Origin of the sequence: Streptosporangium album (genome assembly GCF_014203795.1) — a bacterium.
GTDB lineage: Bacteria > Actinomycetota > Actinomycetes > Streptosporangiales > Streptosporangiaceae > Streptosporangium > Streptosporangium album.
On sequence record NZ_JACHJU010000001.1, the window covers coordinates 1,504,243 to 1,524,450 of the forward strand.

The window sequence follows — 20,208 nt, forward strand, 5'->3', positions numbered from 1 at the left end:
CTCTGGTAGGAAGTAGCGCAAACAACCAGGAAGGCGATTCCAGGGTGAGTATCGTCATCGTACGGCGCCCAGAGCGACGGCCACCGCCCAAGTCTCCCCGGGGCGAGATCCTGCTCGAGTCACCGCCGGAGGTCCCCGAGGTCCAGTCGCAGGGTTTCACCGCGGTGCTCACCTACCTGCCGATGCTCGCGGGCGGTGCCGCGATGGGCCTGATGTTCACCGCCAACGGGAACAGCAACCCGATCATGTACGTCTCAAGCGGCCTGTTCGCCGTGTCCATGCTGGGCATGAGCCTCGGTCAGATGGGCCGGCAGTCCGGCGAGCGCAAGCAGCGGCTGAACGGCCTGCGCCGCGACTACTTCCGCTATCTCTCCCAGGTCCGCAAGAAGGTACGGCGGGCGGCGACACAGCAGCGCGAGGCGCTGGAGTGGAGCGGCCCCGCCCCCGACTCACTCTGGTGGGTCGCCATGAGCCAGCGCCTGTGGGAGCGGAGGGCCCGCGACGAGGACTTCGGCACCGTACGGCTCGGCACCGGCGTCCAGAAGCTCGCCATCCAGCTGATCCCTCCGGACTCCAAGCCGGTGGAGGACCTGGACGCCCTGACGTCCGGCGCGCTGCGGAGGTTCGTCCGGGCGCACTCGACGGTGGCCGGACTGCCGGTGGCCGTGGCCCTGCACTCCTTCGCGCGGATCAATCTGACGGGCGACCCGGTGGCCGTGCGCGAACTCGTGCGCGCGATGATCGCCCAGATGACGGTGTTCCACTCCCCGGACGACATGCGGATCATGGTGTGCGCGAACAAGGAGTGGATGACCCAGTGGGACTGGGTCAAGTGGCTTCCCCACGCGCTGCACCCGGAGGCGACCGACGCCGCCGGCCCGGTGCGGCTGATGGCCGAGAATCTCGGCCAGCTCGACGAACTGCTCGGCCCGGAGCTGAAGGAGCGCGCACGGTTCCGGCCCGGCGCCTCCGCCGACGCGCTGCCGTACCACGTGCTGATCGTCGATGGCGGGCACGTGCCGCACGACTCCCAGCTCGGCATGGACGCCATCCAGGGCGTCACCGTGATCGACCTGTCCGGAGCGGCGGGGCCGATCGAGGAGAAGAACACGCTGCGGCTGGACATCCAGCCGGACGGCTTCTTCATGATCAAGATCGACCACACCGGCAAGCAGAGCTCGACCCGCCTGGGCGAGCCCGACAAGCTGGACTTCCTGCGGGTCGAGGGCCTGGCCCGGCAACTCGCCCCCCTGCGCGCCTCGACCGCGAAGGGAGGGGAGGCGCAGGACGTCCTGGCGGTGAACACCTCCCTGACCGACCTGCTCGGCGTCGGCGACCCGGGGCGCCTTGACCCGGCGGTGACCTGGCGGCCCAGGGCAGGGCGTAACCGGCTCCGGGTGCCGATCGGTCTCGGTGTGGACGGCCGCCTGGTCGAACTCGACATCAAGGAGTCGGCGCAGGGCGGCATGGGGCCGCACGGCCTGGTCATCGGCGCCACGGGATCCGGCAAGAGCGAGCTGCTGCGGACCCTGGTGCTCGGTCTGGCGATCACCCACTCGTCGGAGATCCTGAACTTCGTCCTGGTCGATTTCAAGGGTGGCGCCACCTTCCTCGGCCTCGACACCCTGTCCCACGTCTCGGCGGTCATCACCAACCTCGAAGACGAGCTGCCTCTCGTCGACCGCATGTACGACGCCCTGCACGGGGAGATGGTCCGCCGCCAGGAGCTGCTCCGCTCCGCCGGCAACTACGCCTCCCTGCGCGACTACGAGCGCGCCCGCGAGCAGGGTGTCGACCTGCAGCCGATGCCCACGCTGTTCGTCGTGATCGACGAGTTCAGCGAGCTGCTCTCGGCCAAACCCGAGTTCATCGAGCTGTTCGTGATGATCGGACGGCTCGGCCGCTCGCTCGGCGTCCACCTTCTGCTGGCCTCCCAGCGCCTGGAGGAAGGGCGGCTGCGCGGCCTGGACACCCACCTGTCCTACCGCGTCGGCCTGCGCACCTTCTCCGCGATGGAGAGCCGGGTCGTGCTCGGCGTCGCCGACGCCTACGAGCTGCCGTCCGCCCCGGGCAACGGCTATCTCAAGTTCGAGACCACCGGGATGACCCGGTTCAAGGCCGCCTACGTGTCCGGCGCCTACCAGGCGGACCCCCTCAGTGCGGCGGCGGCGGGCGGGCAGGGTCCGCTCCGGCAGGTCGTGGAGTACGGTCCGGAGTTCTCCCCGGTCCCCATCGTGGAGGAGCCCAAGAAGGAACTGACGGCGGCACCGGACGCGCCGGCCGACCGGGGGGCGCTCAGCATGCTGGACGTCGTGGTCGGCCGGTTGAACGACCAGGGGCCGCCCGCCCATCGGATCTGGCTGCCCCCGCTGGGCGACTCCCCGACCCTCGCCCACCTGCTTCCGGCGCTGTCGGCGACGCCCGAGTTCGGCCTGAGCACGACCGGATGGGTGGGCCGGGGACAGCTGCACGCCGTCGTGGGCATCATCGACAGACCGTTCGAGCAGCGGAGCGACCCGTTCTGGCTGGACCTGTCGGGGGCGACCGGTCACATCGGCGTCGCCGGGGGGACGCAGAGCGGCAAGAGCACGGTGCTCCGCACGCTGATCACCAGCATCGCGCTCACGCACACCCCACGCGAGGTGCAGTTCTACTGCCTGGACTTCGGCGGCGGCTCCCTCGCCTCGCTGGAGGGGCTGCCCCATGTGGGCGGGGTCGCGAGCCGCCTCGACGGCGATCGCGTCCGCCGTACGGTCGCCGAGATCGCCACCCTGCTCCAGCAGCGGGAGCGCGACTTCACCGAGCAGGGCATCGACTCGATCGTCGCCTACCGGCAGCAGGTCGCCGACGGGACGATCGAGGGCGACCGGTTCGGTGACGTCTTCCTGGTGGTCGACGGCTGGCTGACCGTGCGACAGGAGTTCGACACGATCGAACCCGTCATCACCGATCTGGCCGCACGGGGTCTCGGCTACGGCATCCACGTCGTGGCGGCCACCAACAAGTGGTCGGAGTTCCGTCCCGGCATCCGTGACCTCTTCGGCAACCGGGTGGAGCTGAAACTCGGGGACGCCTACGAGTCGGAGGTCAACCGCAAGGCGTCGCTGGCCGTGCCCGAAGGCGTTCCGGGCCGGGGACTCACCAGGGAGGGGCTGCACTTCCTGGGGGCTCTCCCCCGGATCGACGGCGTCCAGAAGGCCGACGACCTGTCCGCCGCTGTGCGCACGCTCGTCCACGCCGTCCGGGAAGCCTGGCAGGGGCCCCCCGCCCCCGCCGTACGGCTGCTGCCGTCCGTGCTGCCCGCCGAGAGCCTGCCCGACGCGTCGCAGAGCGGGCCGAACCGGATCCCGATCGGCATCGACGAGGCCAACCTGGCGCCCGTCCTGCTCGACTTCGATGTCGACCCGCACTTCATCGTGGTGGGCGACACCGAGAGCGGGAAGTCCAACATGCTGCGCCTCATCACCGAGGGTCTGGTCGCCCGGCACACGCCGCAGGAGGCCATGATGATCGTGATCGACTACCGGCGGTCGCTACTGGACTCCGCCGCCACCGAACACCGCATCGGCTACGCCGCCTCCAGCGCGGCGGCGACCGACCTGATCAAGGACGTGCGCAGCGCGCTGCTCAAACGGCTGCCTCCGGCGGATCTCACACCCGACCAGCTACGGGCCAGGAACTGGTGGCAGGGCTCGGACCTGTACATCGTCGTCGACGACTACGACCTGGTGGCGACCTCGTCGAACCCGCTCCAGCCGCTGGCGGAGCTGCTGCCGCAGGCCCGCGACATCGGTCTGCACCTCGTCATGTCACGCGCCATGGGCGGCGTCGGCCGGGCCATGTTCGACTCGGTCATCCAGAAGGTCAAGGACATGGCCAGCCCCGCCATGATCCTGTCCGGCAACAAGGACGAGGGCTTCGTGTTCGGCAACGTGCGCCCTCAGCCGTTCCCGCCGGGCCGGGGCATCTACGTCGACAGGAAGTACGGCGCGCGCCTGGTGCAGACCGCCCTCATGCCGCCTCCGTCACCTCCGGAGGCCGGCTGACGACCTCACGCCGGTCCTCCCGTCTCCTGACCGGAGGACCGGCGGAGCTCATCGAGCGCGTGCCGGGCGCAGACCGCCTTCATGTCCGGCCCGTCACCCCGGCGGGATCAGACGTTTCTCACCGTGCCAGCCCTTGTCGACCCCGAATTTGAGCAACAGTTCCTTGCCGTCCCACATCATCCGGCCCAGGCCGGCTGAGCGGCCCACGGGTGCCCGGTCGAGCCTGATCACTTGAGTCATGCGCGGATTAGTAGGCGTTGTCTGGCCTTTCTGTCGTCCTCGGCCCACCTGCCGGGCGGCCTTCGGAACCGTCGGCGTCATGGAGCGGAGTCGCCTGTCCCCCATCGGCCCAGGAGTGGATTCGATCCCAAACGTGCGCGGGAACCGGGCTGTCGGGCAGGAATATGCGGAACTGGCCGCGCCCGAACAGGGCATACGGGGCGTTCACCCAATTATTGGCGAACCTGTCGCCACGCGCGGCGACCAACGTGAGCGAATCCGCAGCGATCACCACCCGGCCGGTCCGGTCCGCCACCCCCTGCGCGAAAGGCGCAACGCCCCGGCCCGTTTCGCAGCCACCGAGGAAGATCACATCGTCCGGCCGCAGGCCGGGTTCGTTCAGCAGCAGATGGGCGGCCTCCTGGGCTGTGAGCCGCTTCGTGCCGATGTAAATGCCGTCCGGATTTCCATGGGAGAACACCGTGAACGCTCCCTCGACCGGGAGCGCGGCACGAGACGCATCGGCGTTCTTCATGTCGTGCCTGTTGTTGGGATCTCGATACCACACACCTGAGCGGATCTCTTCTCGATGCTCGTCGAAATGCCGGAGGAGCTCTCCGGTGAGTTCTGGCCGGGCAGGAGTCCCCGCGCTCTCGGAGGGAGTGGGAGAGACCTGCTGTCCTTCATGGACCTGGAGCAGGAAGTAGCTCTTCACCCTGGAGGACGACTCCTGGACCGCGAGCACCTTGAACCGTGAGCCCGCGTCGAACATCGCATGGTGCGGTTTTCCAGATATATCCCCAACGGGGGCATACACGCCCCGGATGGTCAGTTGTGCGCTCCTCGGCGCGTCTGGCAGGAAACGGGGATCGTCGACCCCGTCGAGAAGGCCCCCGAAAGTGAACTCCGCTCCGGGCGTGAGATCACCGGGGATCCAGTCCAGCGGCACGCGCACCTGAACGTGCCCCTCACGGTGCGGCAACCTCGCCAGGTCGGCGTTCGCCAGATCGACGTAGGCCTGTGCCCGCGCGGCGTCACCGAGGTCACCAGACCTTCCGATCAGCGCATCGTGGAGCTGCCGGAGATCGCCGCCGACCAGCAGTCCGGAGAGCGCCGCTCTGGGATCGTGCGACCGCCAGCCCGCCGACTCCGTGGCCCGTACACCGTCCCCGCCGGACCCGGCACGGCCCTCCAGGTCCCGCAGGACGGGTTGGTCCCCCTCGGCATGCCGTGCGATGTGGTCGAACCTGTCCATGAGCCCGTCATGCCAGTCCAGCCACCCCCTGCGTTCGAACTCGGGCCGCAGCGCCTCCAGCCGCGCCGACACCGCGGCGACGTCCGCCGGGCTCAGCACGTTCTGGTTGAACGTGAAATGAGTGAGCTTCCCGGTCCAGTCGGAGTAGCGCGGGGTGACGAACTTCTGGAGGAGCAACTTGCTCCACGCGGGGGCGAACTTCGCGTCGACCTCAAGCCGGTGCACGCCGTCGGCGTCTACTGCCACATGGTGCCAGGAGAAGCCCTCTCCCAGGGTCAGCACGCTACACAGGGAACGTGTCATCCGGTCAGCGACGGGCTCGCGCCAGACAAGCGGCTTCAGCCTCTCGTCCGTCGTCGGGGAGTGGCGGTCGGAGTAGACGACCGTCTCGCTCGCGCGAAAGAGTCCGCCGTCCGTGTCACCGACGGACCGGGGCGGAAGGGCCATCAGCTCGTGAGAGTCAGCGTGACGAGCAAGGTTGTACTCCACGCGGAGGGCCTTTTTCCCGTCGTTGAAGGTGACGAGCTCCTGCACCTGCCCGTGCTCGTTCACGACCGGCTCGGAACGGCGGATCCCCGTCGCGACGCTCTTGCGCAGGGCGTTGTTGCCGTAATCCTGGTAGAGAGCGTCACCGACGCGGTGAACCGGGATCTCCTTCAGGCCGAGCGCCTGCCGGACCAGCGCCGCCGCCTCGGCCGCGTCCGCGTCCCGGCCGGTGAAACGGATCGCGGACACGCCGTCCCCGAACATGACGATCTCCACCCGTGTGTCGACGGTCTCGATGACGCGGGATTCACGGATGCCGGTGTTCACGCTCCGCTCCAGCCCCCCGGCGTGGTCCGCGTGCGACGTTGCGGGGTCGGGTCGCACCGGTGCGTCACCGACCGCCGGCACATCACGCCCGCCCGGCGCTCCGCGCGCCGGATCCGCATCCGGATACGCGAAGGACGAGGTGTCCGCGCGAACGATCGGCGGATCCGGATGGGCGACGGGCACTCCCCGGGGCACGTCACTCTCGACGGGCTTTCCATGGTCACCGAGAACGGCGGGGCGCAGGGGCTCCACCGCATCCGCCCCGGCACGGTGGGACGTGGGCGGGCCCATCCGCTCCGCGAGAGCGGTGGCATCGGGAGAATCACTCCGGTTGATCAACCCGTCGATGCGATCCACACCTGGGCGCGCGGCCGGAGCGCCGTCCGGTACGGCATGCGCCGGGCTGTCAGGCACCACCTGCGGCAGGCGGGGCGGCACGTCGTGGTATCCACGCACCGTCCCCTGGGCCTGTGGGAGCTCACTCAGCGCCGCGGCCGGCTCGTCTCTCGTGCGGATCCCTGGGCCGCCCTCATGGCCAAAAGGATTCGGCCACCCGCCGGCGACCAGGGACTTGACCCGCTCCCAGAGCCCACCGGGAATCGGATTGTCGGGCAGGAATATCCGCAGCCCACCTCGCTCGCTCAGGAAGCCGCGCCCGCCTTCGGAATCGATGGGAGTCATGTCGCCGTACTCGTTGACCTCCATCAGGGACTCGGCGGCGACCACCATATGTCCGGTCTCCCGCGCCAGCTCCAGCGCGAAGGGAACCTCTCCCTGGCCGATACGGCAGTTGCCCAGGAAGATCACATCGTCCGGTCGCAGGCGGGGTTCGTTCAGCAGCAGCACCGCAAGCTCACGGGCCGTGAGCTGCGTGTCGCCGATGAAGATCCCATCGGGGTTTCCGTGACCGTCGACGTAGAAGGAACCGTCCATCACGGGCACGGCGTACGCGCTCTCGGCGATGGCCATGTCGGCCTCGTGGCCCGGGTCGCAATACCACACCCCCGCGTCGGTCTCTTCCCGGTGCTCTTCGAAGTGCCGGAGAAGCTCCCCGGTCAGCTCCGAGCGGGCCCCCGCACGCCCGCCCTCCCGCACGAGGGGAGCCACATCCCCCCCTTCGGGGATGTGGAGGAGGAAATAGTTCTTGACTCCGTAGGAGGACTCGTGGACCGCGAGCACCTTGAACCGCGAGTCCGCGCCGAACATCACATGGTGCGGCTTGCCGGATACGCCGTCGATCAGTGCGTGCTCGCCACGGATGGTCAGCTGCACACTCCGCGGCGCGTCCGGCAGGAAACGGGAATCGTCGACCCCGTCGAGGAGCCCCCTGAAGGCCAACTCCCGGCCGGGGACGAGGTCGGCGGGAATCCAGTCCGCAGGCACCCGCGCCTGAACGGTCCCCTCACCGTGCGGCTGCCGGGCCAAGGCGGCGTCGGCCAACTCCGCGTACGCCTGTGCCCTCGCGATGTCTCCGGAATCGGCGGCCCGCCCGGCCGCCACCTCGTTCAGCTCCCGGAGGTTGTCGCCCTGCAGCACATGGGCGAGTGCCTCATGGGGCTCCTTCGCAGCGGGGCCGTGCGACCACCCCAGCGGATCGGCGCGATGTTCCACGGTGTGCCCATCGGCCTCCTCGTGCCGGATGAGACCGTCCAGGTTTCCCAGAGCCGGCCGGTCGCCGTCGGCATTCCGTGCGACGAACCCGAACCGGTCCGTGAGATCGTCGTACCAGTCCAGCCACCCCCTACGTTCGAACTCCGGCCGCAGCGCCCCCAGCCGCGCCGAGACGGCGGCGACATCCGCCTCGTCCAGCGCGTTGAGCCCGAGTACGAGGTCGACCAGATCGGCCTGGGAGGAGATGTCCCGGTCGAGGAGGCTGATGAAATGGTAGGTGAGCGTCTCCTCCCAGGCGTCGGCGAAGTCCCGGCCGATCCTGAGCGTGGGCTGGCCCAACTCATCCGTCCCCGCGCCGTGCCGGTGGAAGCTTTCGCCGAGAGTCAGCAGGTCGTACAGGGAGCGATTCACTGATGTGGTAAGCGGCTCGCTCCACACCAGCGGCCTCAGCGCCTCGTGCTCTGCCCACCTGACGCGATTCTCGTAGACAACGGTCTCGCTCGCGCGGTAGATACCGGCATCGGCGTCAGCGACGGTACGGGGCGGCAGGGCCTTCAACTCGTGGTCGTCCGCGTCGGCGATTTTCTCGTACTCCCGGCGGAACGCCTGCGCGCCGTCGTTGAAGGTGACGAGTTCCCTCCTGTCACCGCCTTCGAGGTCGATCAGCTGGAAGTCGCGGATCCCCGTCGCGACGCTCCTGCGCAGAGCGTTGTTCCCGTAGTCCTGATAGACAAAGTCACCCGCTCGGTGGACGACGGGCCCGTCCAGGCCGAGCGTCTGCCGGACCAGTGCCGCCGCCTCGGCCGCGTCCGCGTCCCGGCCGGTGAAACGGATCGCGGACACGCCGTCCCCGAACGTGACGATCTCCAGCCGGGTGGCCCCGCCCTCGACGGTCCGGGAATGGCGGAGGCCGCTGTCCACGCTCCTGCCCAGCCACCCACCGGCATCGGGGGGACGAGGTGGAGGGTTCTGCGACGCAGGCTCGCCACCGGCCAACACGACGTCATGCGCGTCCGACACCCCGCGCTCCAGGTCCGGATGCGTGGAGGGCGAGGCGTCCGCGAGGACAGCCGGCCTGTCGGGCACCGCCTGGGCCAGGCTGGTGACCGAATCGGAGCGTGCGTGGCCGGGAACCCGGCCGGCGCTGCCGTGGCCACCCGGGCCACCGCCCGTGTCCGGACCGCTTCCCCCGCCCGGCCCCCCGCCGACGTCCGGGCCCCGGCCGGTGGGGGTCATCCCCGCCCAGTGCGCGTCGGCGGCCCCGAACACACCCGCCGTGGTCCCCTTCAGCACCATCTCCCAGTCGAACTGGCCACTGAGCCCAAGAGTCACCGCCGTGGCCGCCCCGTTGGCCACGCCCGACTGGGCCATCATCCCCGCCATCGACCGGGTGGCGGTCGCCAGCCACTTCTCGGCCGCCGTCATCTCCCCCCGGGCCAAGCCCGCCTGCAGCCCGCTGGTCGACAGCCGCGACAACCCACCGGACAGGCCGGTCAGGAAGACTCCGGTCAGCGCCCCGGTCCCCACCGAGGTCAGGAACTGGTTCCAGTCGATGGCGTCGCGCCGCGACTGGGAGGCCTGCACCCCCAGATCCATGCCTCCGACCAAGGTGCCGAACAGGCCGATGTTGAACAGCAGCCGGGTCGCGATCTGCCGGATCGTCAACCGGGTCAGCTGCGCCCGCGCCCCGATCAGCCCCAGTGTCAACCCGCCCGACACGAACGCCGCTCTCGCCAGCCAGACGATCTGGAGGAGCAGGAACCAGACCGACACCTCGATCATCCGCTTGGTGTACTCGACCTGGACTCCCGCGCCGTTGAGCTCCAGCGCCGCAGCGACCAGACTGTCGACCAGTTCGGCCTGTCTGTCTCCCGACACCAGCCGCACGTGCTCGGCGAACGCCTTGAGCGCCTCCCCGTCCCAGTCCGCCGGACCATCCGGTGACTCCCCCGGTCTGCGGCCCCCGGAGGCCGGGTCGCCCTCCGCCACCTGCCGCGCCGTCGCCGCACACGCGTCGGCGAGCCGGAAGCACTTCGATTCGTCGCCCTCCGGCCAGTCCATCCCCACGACCCAGCCGGCCATCGGCTTGAACCAGTCGGGAACGATGAACCCGTCGAACCCCACAGGCGATCACACGCCGGACGGAGAGGAAGGGAGAGTGCCCGCCTGGTCGGCCGCCTCGTACACCGCGGCGCTGACCCCCAGCCGCTTCCGGACGCCGCCGATCTCCTGGATGTAGGCGTCGAAGGCGTCGAATATCCTCTCCCTGATGCGCGGGAGGTTCTTCTCCAGCTCCGCGCCGTACTGGTCGTCCCCCAGGGGACGCCCCTCTCTCAGGAACGCCTCACCCAGTGAGGTGTACGCCTCCCGGAGGAAGTCGCGCTCGTCACCGTAGTCCTGGGCTCTGCGGCGCAGTCCCGCCCACTCCGCGTAATAGCCGTCGGACACCGTCACCGGCGGCCCTCCGACTCCCTGGACGGCAGATTCACCGACTGCGGCAGGAACGACTCGAAGCTCGCGCCCTCCCCGAACAGTTCCTCGTACGGCAGGCCGTCCGGCACGAACGGAGCCATCAACTCCTGTGTCCGGGCCGACACCTCGCCCGTCGCCACACCGATCTGCTCCATGATCGACCGTGAGAGCTCCGACGACGACAGCTTCCGGTAGACGCGCGGATCGAGCTCGATGTTCTGGACTTGGCCGCGCGGCCCCACCGTCACGGTCACCATCCCGTCATCCGAGCGGGCGGTCACCGTCAGTTCGTTCAGCTTGCCGTACGTCTCTCGGAGTTGCGCCGCCTGCCGGTTGTACTCGTCGGCCAGCTCGTCGATGGCCATCCGAAACTCATCGCTCACCGCAGTCACCCCTCATAAACCGCGCAAACCTGAACGCCACAGAGATATCAGTGAACCCAGAGATATCAGCTGTTACCAACCAAAGCGAGTAAAAAGGGCAAAGCGGTCAGGGGTTATGCGTCTTGTCGGGGTCGGCGGTCTCACGACGCATCTGATCGAGGATCGCGAACTCCTCGGGCGTGAGATCGGCCGCGACGCTCAACGTCCCCTCCGATGTCTCCAGCACGATGGGCGGCCTCGACGTGCCGGGGCCGGAGACGACCGTGAAGGCGGGCGGAACCGGGTCCACGTCTTCGCTCATGTCGGATCCTCGAAACTAGGGAACGGACCGTACACCGTCCCATTCTGCCGGGTGGCGGACGACGACGGCCACCGAGGACCGCAGGTCCGGATTCCGCTCTGATCGACGCGCCGACCAGACTCTCCTGCCACGGCCTCCCCCAGAAGATCTCTGTCCACTATCATCGGCTTTCATCGGCTTTCATCGGCTTTGCGCCAGGCCGAAAGGGGGCAGCTGGGTGGCGGGTACAGATATCCACTTCGACGCGCTTGAGCAGTGCCGCACGACCACGAAGAAGCTGGCCGGGAAGTACGGCGACCTCGCCGACACGTACCCTGCCACGTCGGCCGACTCCTCCATCTTCGGAAGGCTGACGGACTCCAGCGCGCTGGCCAGTGCCATCGACACGATCGAGAAGATGGTCGACGATGAGCTGGGCCAGGTCAAGAACAAGCTCGAAGGCGTCGAGCGCGCGCTGGACACCGTGCAGGAGAACGTCCGCGGTGCCAACAAGGCCTCCAGCGGGGAGGACGGTTCATGACCGACAGGGGCGGCGACAGGGAGCCGATCACTCCCACCGTTCCGGGCAGCTCGGAACTGCTCAACATCGCCATGAAGGTCAACGGCGACAAAACGTCGATCACGGCGATCGCCACCCGGTGGCGGTCCGCGGCGGGCAAGGTGAACGAACACGCCCGCGAGCTCGGTGGCGCGGTGAACGCGGTGGACGGCGCCTGGCAGGGCGAGTCGGCAGACGCGTTCGACACTTATATGCGTAAGTACGGCAAGGCCGGTGACGCGTTGCACGATGCGCTGTCACACTGCGCGACCTCTCTCGACACCGCCGCCGGAAAGCTCGGCACCGCCGAGACCAAGGTGAACAACCTCGTCGGCAACCTCGTCACCCAGTGGAACACCTACTGCGCCAACAACCCCAAGAAGACGGAAGCGGAGCTCGCACCGGGGATCAAGGGGGCGGTCGACCAGGCCGTCAGCGATGCCCGCGTCCATCTCGCCGACGCCGACGAGGCCGTCTCCACGGCGGCGACCGATCTCAAGAAGCACCTGGACGAGCGGTCGATCACCTTCAAGGACATTCCCGCGCCCGGTGACGAGAAGTTCGTCCCGGCGCCCGGACGCACCGTCGACTGGCAGAAGACCCCCCAGCCCGATCCGGGACGGACCACGCTCGCCGGTGCGAACGGCGGTGGCTCCGGCGGGTACAGCCCCGAGGGAGGCGGATACGGCGGATACGGTTCCACCACCTCGTCGGGTGGGACCGTCCCCCAGCCGAAGGAGAAGATCGTGGAGTGGATCAAGGAGGCACTCACGATCATCAAATCGGATGAAATGGCGGATGTCCTCCGAAAAAGAGGGATCGACGTCAGCGATCTGGACCCGAACGACCCGAAGGACATCGAGCGGATCTGGACGATCATCTATTACGAGTCCGGCGGGGATCCCAACGCCCAGAACAACTGGGACATCAACGCACGCAACGGCGTCCCGTCCCAGGGGCTGATGCAGACGATCCCGCCCGTGTTCCAGGCGAATGCCCTTCCCGGCTACAACGGGATCAAGGAACCGGTCGACAACATCATCGCCGGTGTCCTGTACACCTACAAACGCTACGGATCCCTCGCCCAACATCCCGGAATCGATTCCCTGGAGAATGTCCCCGGGGGCACGTACAAGCCGTACTGACGGCCGGACGGGATCGGCCAAGACGCCCCGGTAGGCTGTGGTGATGGAACTCACCAAGTTCGGCCACGCATGCGTCCGCCTGGAGAAGAGCGGCTCGGTCCTGGTCATCGACCCGGGCTCCTTCAGCGAGGAGTCCGCGCTCGACGGAGCGCAGGCCGTCCTCATCACCCACGAGCACTTCGACCACGTGGATGCCGACCGGCTGCGCAGGGCCGCCGAGGCCAACCCGGCACTGGAGATCTGGACCAACGAGGCCGTGGCCGCCACGCTGGCCGACGTCCCGGCGAAGATCCAGGTCGTACGGCACGGCGACACCTTCGACACGGCGGGGTTCGGGGTGAGGACCGTCGGCGAGTGGCACGCCCCCAACCACCCGGACATGCCGATCGTGCGCAACGTCGGTTTCCTGGTGGACGAGGAGGTCTTCTACCCGGGTGACGCGCTCACCCCGCCCGGGGTCGAGGTCCCCACCCTCCTGGTGCCGACCAACGCGCCGTGGCTGAAGGCGTACGAGATGGTGGAATACCTGCGCCAGATCCGGCCGGCCAGGGCCTTCTCCACCCATGACGGCCTGCTCAACGACATCGGTCTCGGCCTGATCGACTCGTGGCTGGGCATGGAGGCGGACAAGCAGAAGGCCGAGATGCGCCGGCTGAAGCCGGGCGAGTCGGTCATGCTGCCCTGAGAGCCGCCCCCGGGCAACCGCGCCGTTCCTGCCCGGGGCGGCACCGCCGCAGCCGGGTCACGCCGCCGTGGCGATGGTGGCCGAGCCGATCACGGTGTCGCCCAGATAGAGCACGGCCGCCTGACCTGCCGCCACCCCGGTGGCGGGGGCGTCCAGCGTGAGGTGGACCTCGTCGCCGGAGAGCTGGGCGCGGCAGCCGTACACCTCGCCGTGGGCACGGAGTTGGACCGTGCAGGCCAGCGGCTCGCGCGGCTCGGCGGCCGGGCCGTTCCAGACCGGCCGGGTGGCCACGATCGTGGTGACCTCCAGGGCCGAGCGGGGGCCGACCGTGACCGTGTTGGAGACGGGCTCGATGGACAGCACGTATCGGGGGCGGCCGTCGGCGGCCGGGCGGTCGATGTGCAGGCCCTTACGCTGGCCGACGGTGAAGCCGTAGGCGCCCTCGTGCGCGCCGACGACCGCGCCCGACTCGTCCACGATCGGGCCCTCGGTCGCGCCGAGGCGGTCGGCCAGGAAGCCGCGGGTGTCGCCGTCGGCGATGAAGCAGATGTCGTGGCTGTCGGGCTTGTCGGCCACCATGAGCCCGCGCCGCGCGGCCTCCTCGCGGACCTGCGCCTTGGTGGAGTCGCCCAGCGGGAAGATCGCGTGACTGAGCTGCTGCCTGGTCAGCACGCCGAGCACGTAGGACTGGTCCTTGCCCGCGTCGGGGCTGCGGCTCAGCACGCCGTCGGCGATCCGCGCGTGGTGCCCGGTGGCCACCGCGTCGAAGCCCAGCGCGAGGGCCCGGTCGAGGACCGCCTCGAACTTGATCTTCTCGTTGCAGCGCAGGCAGGGGTTGGGCGTGCGGCCCGCTGCGTACTCGCTGACGAAGTCCTCGACGACGTCGCGGTGGAACCGTTCGGCCATGTCCCAGATGTAGAAGGGGATGCCGATCACGTCGGCGGCCCTGCGGGCGTCTCGCGAGTCCTCGATCGTGCAGCACCCTCGGGCGCCGGTCCGGTACGACTGGGGATTGGCCGAGAGCGCCAGATGCACGCCGGTGACGTCATGACCCGCCTCGGCGATGCGGGCGGCCGCCACGGCGGAGTCGACGCCGCCGGACATGGCGGCAAGCACACGGAGTCTCATAACCCCTTGAGCCTACCCGCGTCGGCGGACGTCCGTCGTGCGGGAGATCCGGTGGCCGTGCGGTCCGCGCCGCGCCTCCGCTGACGGCCTTTCCCGGCACAGGGGATCCGGCACCGGAGGGGGCCGATGTCAGGGGATCAGCTCAGCCCCGCACGGCGGGCCCGCTCGACGACGAGGGCGATGACGCCGACCAGCCGGTCGACGTCGGCCGCGGTCGAGGTGTGGCCGAGGGTGAAGCGGAGCGAGCCCCGCGCCCGGACCGCGTCGGCGCCCATGGCGAGCAGGACGTGGGAGGGCTGGGCCACCCCCGCCGAGCACGCCGAGCCCGTGGAGCACTCCACCCCCTTGGCGTCCAGGAGCATGAGCAGCGCGTCGCCCTCGCAGCCGGGGAAGGAGAAGTGCGCGTTGCCGGGGAGCCGGTTCACCGGGTCACCGTTGAGGATCACGTCGGGCACCGCCTGCCGGACCCTGCGGATCAGGTCGTCGCGGAGGGCGGTCAGGCGGACCGCCGTCTCGGCCTGGCGGGTCACCGCGGTGCTCACCGCCGCCGCGAATCCGGCGATCGCCGGGGCGTCGAGCGTGCCCGAGCGCACGTCGCGCTCCTGGCCTCCGCCGTGCAGCACCGGCACCGGGTCCACGCCCCGGCCGAGCAGCAGCGCGCCGACGCCCATCGGGCCGCCGACCTTGTGCCCGGAGATCGTCATCGCGTCGACGCCGGAGCCGGCGAACCCCACGGGGAGCTGGCCGATGGCCTGGACGGCGTCGGTGTGGAAGGGGATGCCGTGATCGCGGGCGATTCCGGCGAGAACCCGGATCGGCTGGACGGTGCCGACCTCGTTGTTGGCCCACATCACGCTGACCAGCGCGACGCTGTCCGGGTCGCGCTCGATGGCGGCGCGGAGCGTCTGCGGGTGCACCCTGCCGAACTCGTCGACGCCGAGGAGCTCGACGGTCGCCCCCTGGCGCTCCCCCAGCCAGTGCGCCGGGTCCAGCGCGCCGTGGTGCTCCACCGCGCTGATCAGGATCCGGCTCGCGCCCTTGGCCCGGCGGGCCCAGTAGAGGCCCTTGATGGCCAGGTTGTCGGCCTCGGTGCCGCCGGAGGTGAAGACCACCTCGCTGGGCCGGGCGTCGAGCGCGTCCGCGATCGTCTCCCGCGACTCCTCCACGACCCGGCGGGTACGGCGGCCCGCCGTGTGCAGCGACGACGCGTTGCCGACCCTGCCGAGGTGGGCTGTCATCACCTCGACGGCCTCGGGAAGCATCGGCGTGGTCGCCGCGTGATCGAGATAGGCGGACTCCACGACCGCACTCCCCTCCCAGCTCTGTTCTGCCTTCCAGGCAAGCGTATCCGTGGTCTTGAGGAACACCGTCACAGGTTTGACTACTAAACCGTCCAGACGGTACAGTAGCCGGCATGAGACGGGAAGAGCTGTTGGACGCGGCAGAGGATCTGCTCTGCGACCAGGGCTCCGCCGCACTCACACTGGCAGCCGTCGCCGAACGCGCCGGATGCAGCAAGGGCGGCCTTCTCTACCATTTCGGCACCAAGGAAGCCCTGATCAAAGGCATGGTCGAGCGGCTGATCGAGGACTTCGACCAGCTCATCGCCATCCAGGGTCACGACACCTACACCAAGAACTACCTGGCCGCCACGTTCGCCGCCGTGCAGAGCGGCAGGCTGCGACGCTGGGCGGTGGTCACCGGAGCGTCCGGCAACCTCTATCTGCTCGCCCCGCTGCGCACGGCGATGGCGCGCTGGCACCGGGAGGGTCTCGACATCGAGCCCGACCCCGCGGCCGCACAGATCGTCCGGCTCGCGTGCGAGGGGTTGTGGGACGTGGCCAGCCATGATCCCGATCTCTACGACGACGAGCACTACGCCGAGTTGAAGCAGCGTCTGCTGGACCTGCTGCCCGCCTAGCCGGGATCACTCTTTCGCACTCATTGGTGGTCGCTTCCGCTTTACGGAAGCGACCGGTCTGTGTGTGCCCATTTTCACGTCACCAGAAACATCTTTGAAGGGATTTCAGGCATGACCCGCAACCTGAGGACGGCCCGCACCGGTGCGGTCCTCACCTTCCTGCTCGCCGGACTCATGTGTGGATCGATGACCGTGCGCATCCCCGCGCTGTCCGACAAACTCGGCCTGTCCGAGGGGTCGGTCGGCGTCACCCTCCTCGTGTGGGGCCTGGGAGCGCTGATCACCATGCAGTCGATGCGCGGCATGATGACGCGCTTCGGCAGCCGGAGCATCCTGCGGGTCGGCGCTCCTCTCTGCGCGGCCGCCCTGGCCCTGCTGGCATTCGCACCGACGTTCCCGACACTGCTGGTCGCCGCCGGTCTCTTCGGCATGGCGTTCGGCGCGGTGGACATCGCGATGAACGCGCAGGGCTCGACGGTCGAGCGCGCCTACGGCCGCCCGCTGATGAACGGCATGCACGCGGGCTGGTGCGTGGGCGCGATCTCCGCGGGCCTGCTGGGCACCGCGGCCATCGCGGCGGGACTGTCGTTCACCGCCCATCTGACCTTGATCGCCCTGCTCTCCCTTCCCCTGTTGATCGTCATCAGCCGCACCTACCTGCCGGACCCGGCCGTCGCCGAGGGTCACGAGACGGGTGCCCGGCGCAGGCGGATGCCCCCGGTCGTCTACCTGCTCGGCGTGATCGCGTTCTGCGCGTTCATGGTCGAGGGCACGGTCGCCGACTGGAACGGGCTCTACCTGCGTAACGTCCTCGGCGCTCCCGAGGCCGTGGCCGCGCTGGGGTATCCGATCTTCGAGGCGGGCATGTTGCTCGGCCGGCTCACCGGCGACCGCGTCCGGGCCCGCTTCGGCGCCCGCGGCATGATCATCGCCTCCGGTCTGGCCACCGCCGCCACCTTCTCCGTGGTCATCACGGCCTCGACGTCCCTGGTCGCCATCTCCGCCATGCTCTTCGTGGGCGTCGCGGTGGCCACGGTCTCCCCGATGGCGATGTCCCTGGCGGGCGGCGCGGTCGACAACCCGGGCCCGGCCATCGCCCAGACCGGTGCGATGGGTTACGCCGGACTGCTGCTCGGCCCGGTGATCATCGGCTTCCTGTCGGACATGGCCACGCTCGGGACGGCACTCGGCATCACCGTCGTGCTCGGAGTCCTGATCGCGCTGGTCGCCCGGTTCCTCCCCCGGCGCGGCACGGCCTCCGTCCCGGCCGAGACTCCGGGGCGCGAGTTCACCATGGCCGCCTGACCCGCCGTCCGCGCCGCCTGGCCCCAGGTGATCACATCTTACTATTCAAGACAATATGGCTCAATAAATGAGACTTACCCTATGTTGTCGTCATGAGAACCCCCAACCGCTGGGCCATGCTGAGCCTGGGCATGGCCGCACAGGGCTCGGGCTGCGTGTTCATGTACGGGCTGCCCTTCCTCCTCCCCGCCCTGCAGGCGGAGAGGGGCCTGAGCCTGGCGCAGGCGGGGATCCTCGTGGGCGCGCCCAGCGCCGGGATGCTCTTCACGCTCATCGCCTGGGGCTGGGTCGCGGACCGCTACGGCGAACGGCTGGCCATGACCACCGGCTTGGCCCTGGCGACGGTCTTCCTGACACTGGCCGCGCTGTCCGGCACGCCCGCCGTACTGGCGGTCATGCTGGCGCTCGCGGGAGCCGCCGGCGCGTCGGCGAACGCGGCCAGCGGACGGGTCGTCCTGGGCTGGTTCCCCAAGGAGAGACGCGGCGTCGCCATGGGCTGGCGGCAGACCGCCCAGCCGCTCGGGGTCGCCGTGGCCGGGGCCGTCATCCCACCCTCCGTCCATCTGTGGGGGGTGCGGGGCGCACTGCTGGTCATGGCCGCCATCACCCTGGTCACCACCGTGTCGGTCGGACTCCTGGTCGTCGACCCGCCGAGAGGCGACAAGGCCGCGGGTGAGCGCACGGCCTCGCCGTACCGTGCCCCGGCTCTGTGGCGGATCCACGGCGCGAGCATGCTGCTGGTCGTGCCCCAGTTCGTGACGGCCGGGTTCGCCCTCACCTACCTGGTCTCGGCACGCCACTGGGAGGTGGCCTCGGCCGCCCAGCTCGTCGCGGCGGCCCAGTTCGGCGGTGCGGCCGGGCGGCTGCTGTGCGGCAGATGGTCGGACCGGGTGGGCAGCAGGGTCCGGCCGATGCGCCGGCTCGCCCTGGTCAACGGCACGGTGATGGCCCTGCTGGCGACGGCCGCGCAGGTCGGCGCCGCCGCCGCCACGCCGCTGCTGATCGCGGCGCTGATCATCTCCATGAGCGGCAACGGCCTGGCCTTCACCGCGGTCTCCGAGCTGGCCGGGTCATCCTGGGCCGGCCGGGCGATGGGCGTCCAGAACACCGCCCAGAACCTCGTCTCCGCCGCCACTCCCGGGGCGGTCGGCGCCCTCATCACCGGCACGGGCTTCGCCACGGCGTTCGGGCTGGCCGGCGCCCTGGCGCTCGCCGCCGCCCTCGCCACCCCGGGGCAGGCGGAGAGCGCACCCGAGATACCCGCGCCACGGGCCACGGCCGGCCGCTGAAACGCCCGGCCGCCGGAACACGCCACGGCCGGCCGCTGAAAGACCTGACCGTCGGAGCACGCCACGGCCGGTCGCCGGAAACACCCGGCCATCGAAAACGGCGCCGCACGTCACGTGCGGCGCCGTCTCCCTCTGCGTGCCTACTTGCGCTTGACGACCTCGTCGGTCAACTGCGGGACGACCTGGTGGAGGTCACCCACGACACCGAAGTCGGCGAGCTCGAAGATCGGCGCCTCGGGGTCCTTGTTGATCGCGATGATCGTCTTGGCGGTCTGCATGCCGGCCCGGTGCTGGATGGCACCGGAGATGCCCGCCGCGATGTAGAGCTGCGGCGACACGGTCTTGCCGGTCTGGCCGACCTGGAACTGGTGCGGGTACCAGCCGGCGTCGGTGGCGGCGCGGGAGGCGCCGACCGCCGCGCCCAGCGAGTCGGCGAGCTTCTCGATGATCGAGAAGTTCTCCGCCGAGCCCACACCACGGCCACCGGAGACCACGATGGCGGCCTCGGTGAGCTCGGGGCGGGCGCCCTTCTCCTCCTTGACGCGCTCCACGACCCTGGCGCTCTTGGCGGCCTCGGAGACGGTCACGGAGACCTGCTCCTCGGCGCCGGCGCCGACGGCGGCCTCGACCGGCGTCGCGTTGGGGCGGACCGCGACGATCGGGGTGCCCTTGGTCACGCGCGACTGGACGTTGACGCCACCACCGAAGATCGACTGGTCGGCGATCAGGCCGTCCTGGAGGCCCACGACATCGGTGAGCACACCGGAGTCGATCTTGATGGCCAGCCGGCCCGCGATCTCCTTCGCCTCGGCCGTCGCGGCGACGAGCACCGCGGCCGGGGACTTCTCGGAGACGAGCTGGGCCAGCAGCTCCGCCTTGGGAGCGACGACGTAGTCGTTGATGTCGGCCGAGTCGGCCAGGTAGATCGTCTCCGCGCCGTACTCGGCCAGCCTGGCCTTGGCGTCGGGAGAGTAGCCCGGCCCCGCCCACACGGCCGACGGCGTGCCCAGCTTGCGGGCGAGCGTCAGCAGTTCCAGCGTGACCTTCTTGACCTGGCCTTCGACGTGCTCGACCAGAACGAGAATCTCAGACATATC

General features: G+C 69.6%; 15 protein-coding genes. 7 read left to right on the top strand and 8 right to left on the bottom strand.

The annotated features are described in order from the left end of the window. Nucleotides 1-44 precede the first annotated feature (44 nt). A complete protein-coding gene (gene eccCa, locus FHR32_RS07115; protein WP_184753563.1) occupies nucleotides 45-4,046 on the top strand; it encodes a type VII secretion protein EccCa in 4,002 nt (1,333 codons plus the stop codon). A gap of 93 nt (nucleotides 4,047-4,139) precedes the next feature. Here eccCa and FHR32_RS07120 read toward each other — a convergent pair whose 3' ends face one another. The 5 genes from FHR32_RS07120 to FHR32_RS07140 all read right to left on the bottom strand — a co-directional run bounded on the left by FHR32_RS07120 (nucleotide 4,140) and on the right by FHR32_RS07140 (nucleotide 11,100). Continuing rightward, nucleotides 4,140-4,286, bottom strand: coding sequence for a hypothetical protein (locus FHR32_RS07120; protein WP_184753564.1), 147 nt, complete (start codon nucleotides 4,284-4,286; stop codon nucleotides 4,140-4,142). A 7-nt stretch (nucleotides 4,287-4,293) separates the two neighbouring features. Next, nucleotides 4,294-10,068 (bottom strand): DUF8616 domain-containing protein, encoded by a 5,775-nt coding sequence (locus FHR32_RS07125; protein WP_184753565.1) that lies wholly within the window; start codon nucleotides 10,066-10,068, stop codon nucleotides 4,294-4,296. A 6-nt stretch (nucleotides 10,069-10,074) separates the two neighbouring features. Continuing rightward, a complete protein-coding gene (locus FHR32_RS07130; protein WP_184753566.1) occupies nucleotides 10,075-10,398 on the bottom strand; it encodes a hypothetical protein in 324 nt (107 codons plus the stop codon). Next, the gene (locus FHR32_RS07135; protein ID WP_184753567.1) at nucleotides 10,395-10,799 is read right to left on the bottom strand and encodes a YbaB/EbfC family nucleoid-associated protein; all 405 of its coding nucleotides are present in this window, start codon (nucleotides 10,797-10,799) and stop codon (nucleotides 10,395-10,397) included. Before FHR32_RS07135 ends, FHR32_RS07130 begins: the two co-directional genes overlap by 4 nt. A 106-nt stretch (nucleotides 10,800-10,905) precedes the next feature. After that, nucleotides 10,906-11,100, bottom strand: a complete 195-nt coding sequence (locus tag FHR32_RS07140) for a hypothetical protein (protein WP_184753568.1) — start codon at nucleotides 11,098-11,100, stop codon at nucleotides 10,906-10,908. Nucleotides 11,101-11,317: 217 nt separating this feature from the next. Here FHR32_RS07140 and FHR32_RS07145 point away from each other — a divergent pair, with 217 nt between their 5' ends. The 3 genes from FHR32_RS07145 to FHR32_RS07155 are packed head-to-tail and all read left to right on the top strand — an operon-like array spanning nucleotide 11,318 to nucleotide 13,468. Beyond that, entirely contained in the window at nucleotides 11,318-11,620 is a 303-nt protein-coding gene (locus FHR32_RS07145; RefSeq protein WP_184753569.1) for a hypothetical protein, read from the top strand. After that, nucleotides 11,617-12,783, top strand: coding sequence for a WXG100 family type VII secretion target (locus tag FHR32_RS07150; protein WP_184753570.1), 1,167 nt, complete (start codon nucleotides 11,617-11,619; stop codon nucleotides 12,781-12,783). Before FHR32_RS07145 ends, FHR32_RS07150 begins: the two co-directional genes overlap by 4 nt. Nucleotides 12,784-12,826: 43 nt before the next feature. Further along, nucleotides 12,827-13,468, top strand: coding sequence for an MBL fold metallo-hydrolase (locus tag FHR32_RS07155; protein ID WP_184753571.1), 642 nt, complete (start codon nucleotides 12,827-12,829; stop codon nucleotides 13,466-13,468). 57 nt (nucleotides 13,469-13,525) lie between these two features. Here FHR32_RS07155 and mnmA read toward each other — a convergent pair whose 3' ends face one another. Both mnmA and FHR32_RS07165 read right to left on the bottom strand, forming a co-directional pair. Continuing rightward, on the bottom strand, nucleotides 13,526-14,596 hold the full coding sequence (gene mnmA, locus FHR32_RS07160) for a tRNA 2-thiouridine(34) synthase MnmA (RefSeq protein WP_184753572.1): 1,071 nt from the start codon (nucleotides 14,594-14,596) through the stop codon (nucleotides 13,526-13,528). A 137-nt stretch (nucleotides 14,597-14,733) separates the two neighbouring features. Then, nucleotides 14,734-15,897 (bottom strand): cysteine desulfurase family protein, encoded by a 1,164-nt coding sequence (locus tag FHR32_RS07165; RefSeq protein WP_184753573.1) that lies wholly within the window; start codon nucleotides 15,895-15,897, stop codon nucleotides 14,734-14,736. Nucleotides 15,898-16,010: 113 nt separating this feature from the next. Between FHR32_RS07165 and FHR32_RS07170 the strand changes: the two genes are divergently transcribed. The 3 genes from FHR32_RS07170 (at nucleotide 16,011) to FHR32_RS07180 (ending at nucleotide 19,111) form a co-directional block, all read left to right on the top strand. After that, entirely contained in the window at nucleotides 16,011-16,517 is a 507-nt protein-coding gene (locus FHR32_RS07170; protein ID WP_184753574.1) for a TetR/AcrR family transcriptional regulator, read from the top strand. A 111-nt stretch (nucleotides 16,518-16,628) separates the two neighbouring features. After that, entirely contained in the window at nucleotides 16,629-17,822 is a 1,194-nt protein-coding gene (locus tag FHR32_RS07175; protein WP_184753575.1) for an MFS transporter, read from the top strand. Between the two features lie 92 nt (nucleotides 17,823-17,914). Next, a complete protein-coding gene (locus FHR32_RS07180) occupies nucleotides 17,915-19,111 on the top strand; it encodes an MFS transporter (protein WP_184753576.1) in 1,197 nt (398 codons plus the stop codon). Between the two features lie 140 nt (nucleotides 19,112-19,251). On the opposite strand, the gene FHR32_RS07185 is transcribed toward FHR32_RS07180, so the two are convergent. Further along, nucleotides 19,252-20,205 carry an electron transfer flavoprotein subunit alpha/FixB family protein gene (locus FHR32_RS07185; protein ID WP_184753577.1) on the bottom strand — a complete coding sequence of 318 codons (954 nt, stop codon included), beginning with the start codon at nucleotides 20,203-20,205 and terminating at the stop codon, nucleotides 19,252-19,254. Nucleotides 20,206-20,208: the final 3 nt, after the last annotated feature.

Coding starts and splice junctions, on each gene's coding strand:
- FHR32_RS07140 (WP_184753568.1), bottom strand. CDS start 11,100: ATGAGCGAAGACGTGGACCCGGTTCCGCCCGCCTTCACGGTCGTCTCC.
- FHR32_RS07175 (WP_184753575.1), top strand. CDS start 16,629: ATGACCCGCAACCTGAGGACGGCCCGCACCGGTGCGGTCCTCACCTTC.
- FHR32_RS07180 (WP_184753576.1), top strand. CDS start 17,915: ATGAGAACCCCCAACCGCTGGGCCATGCTGAGCCTGGGCATGGCCGCA.
- FHR32_RS07150 (WP_184753570.1), top strand. CDS start 11,617: ATGACCGACAGGGGCGGCGACAGGGAGCCGATCACTCCCACCGTTCCG.
- FHR32_RS07155 (WP_184753571.1), top strand. CDS start 12,827: ATGGAACTCACCAAGTTCGGCCACGCATGCGTCCGCCTGGAGAAGAGC.
- FHR32_RS07185 (WP_184753577.1), bottom strand. CDS start 20,205: ATGTCTGAGATTCTCGTTCTGGTCGAGCACGTCGAAGGCCAGGTCAAG.
- FHR32_RS07170 (WP_184753574.1), top strand. CDS start 16,011: ATGAGACGGGAAGAGCTGTTGGACGCGGCAGAGGATCTGCTCTGCGAC.
- mnmA (WP_184753572.1), bottom strand. CDS start 14,596: ATGAGACTCCGTGTGCTTGCCGCCATGTCCGGCGGCGTCGACTCCGCC.
- FHR32_RS07120 (WP_184753564.1), bottom strand. CDS start 4,286: ATGACTCAAGTGATCAGGCTCGACCGGGCACCCGTGGGCCGCTCAGCC.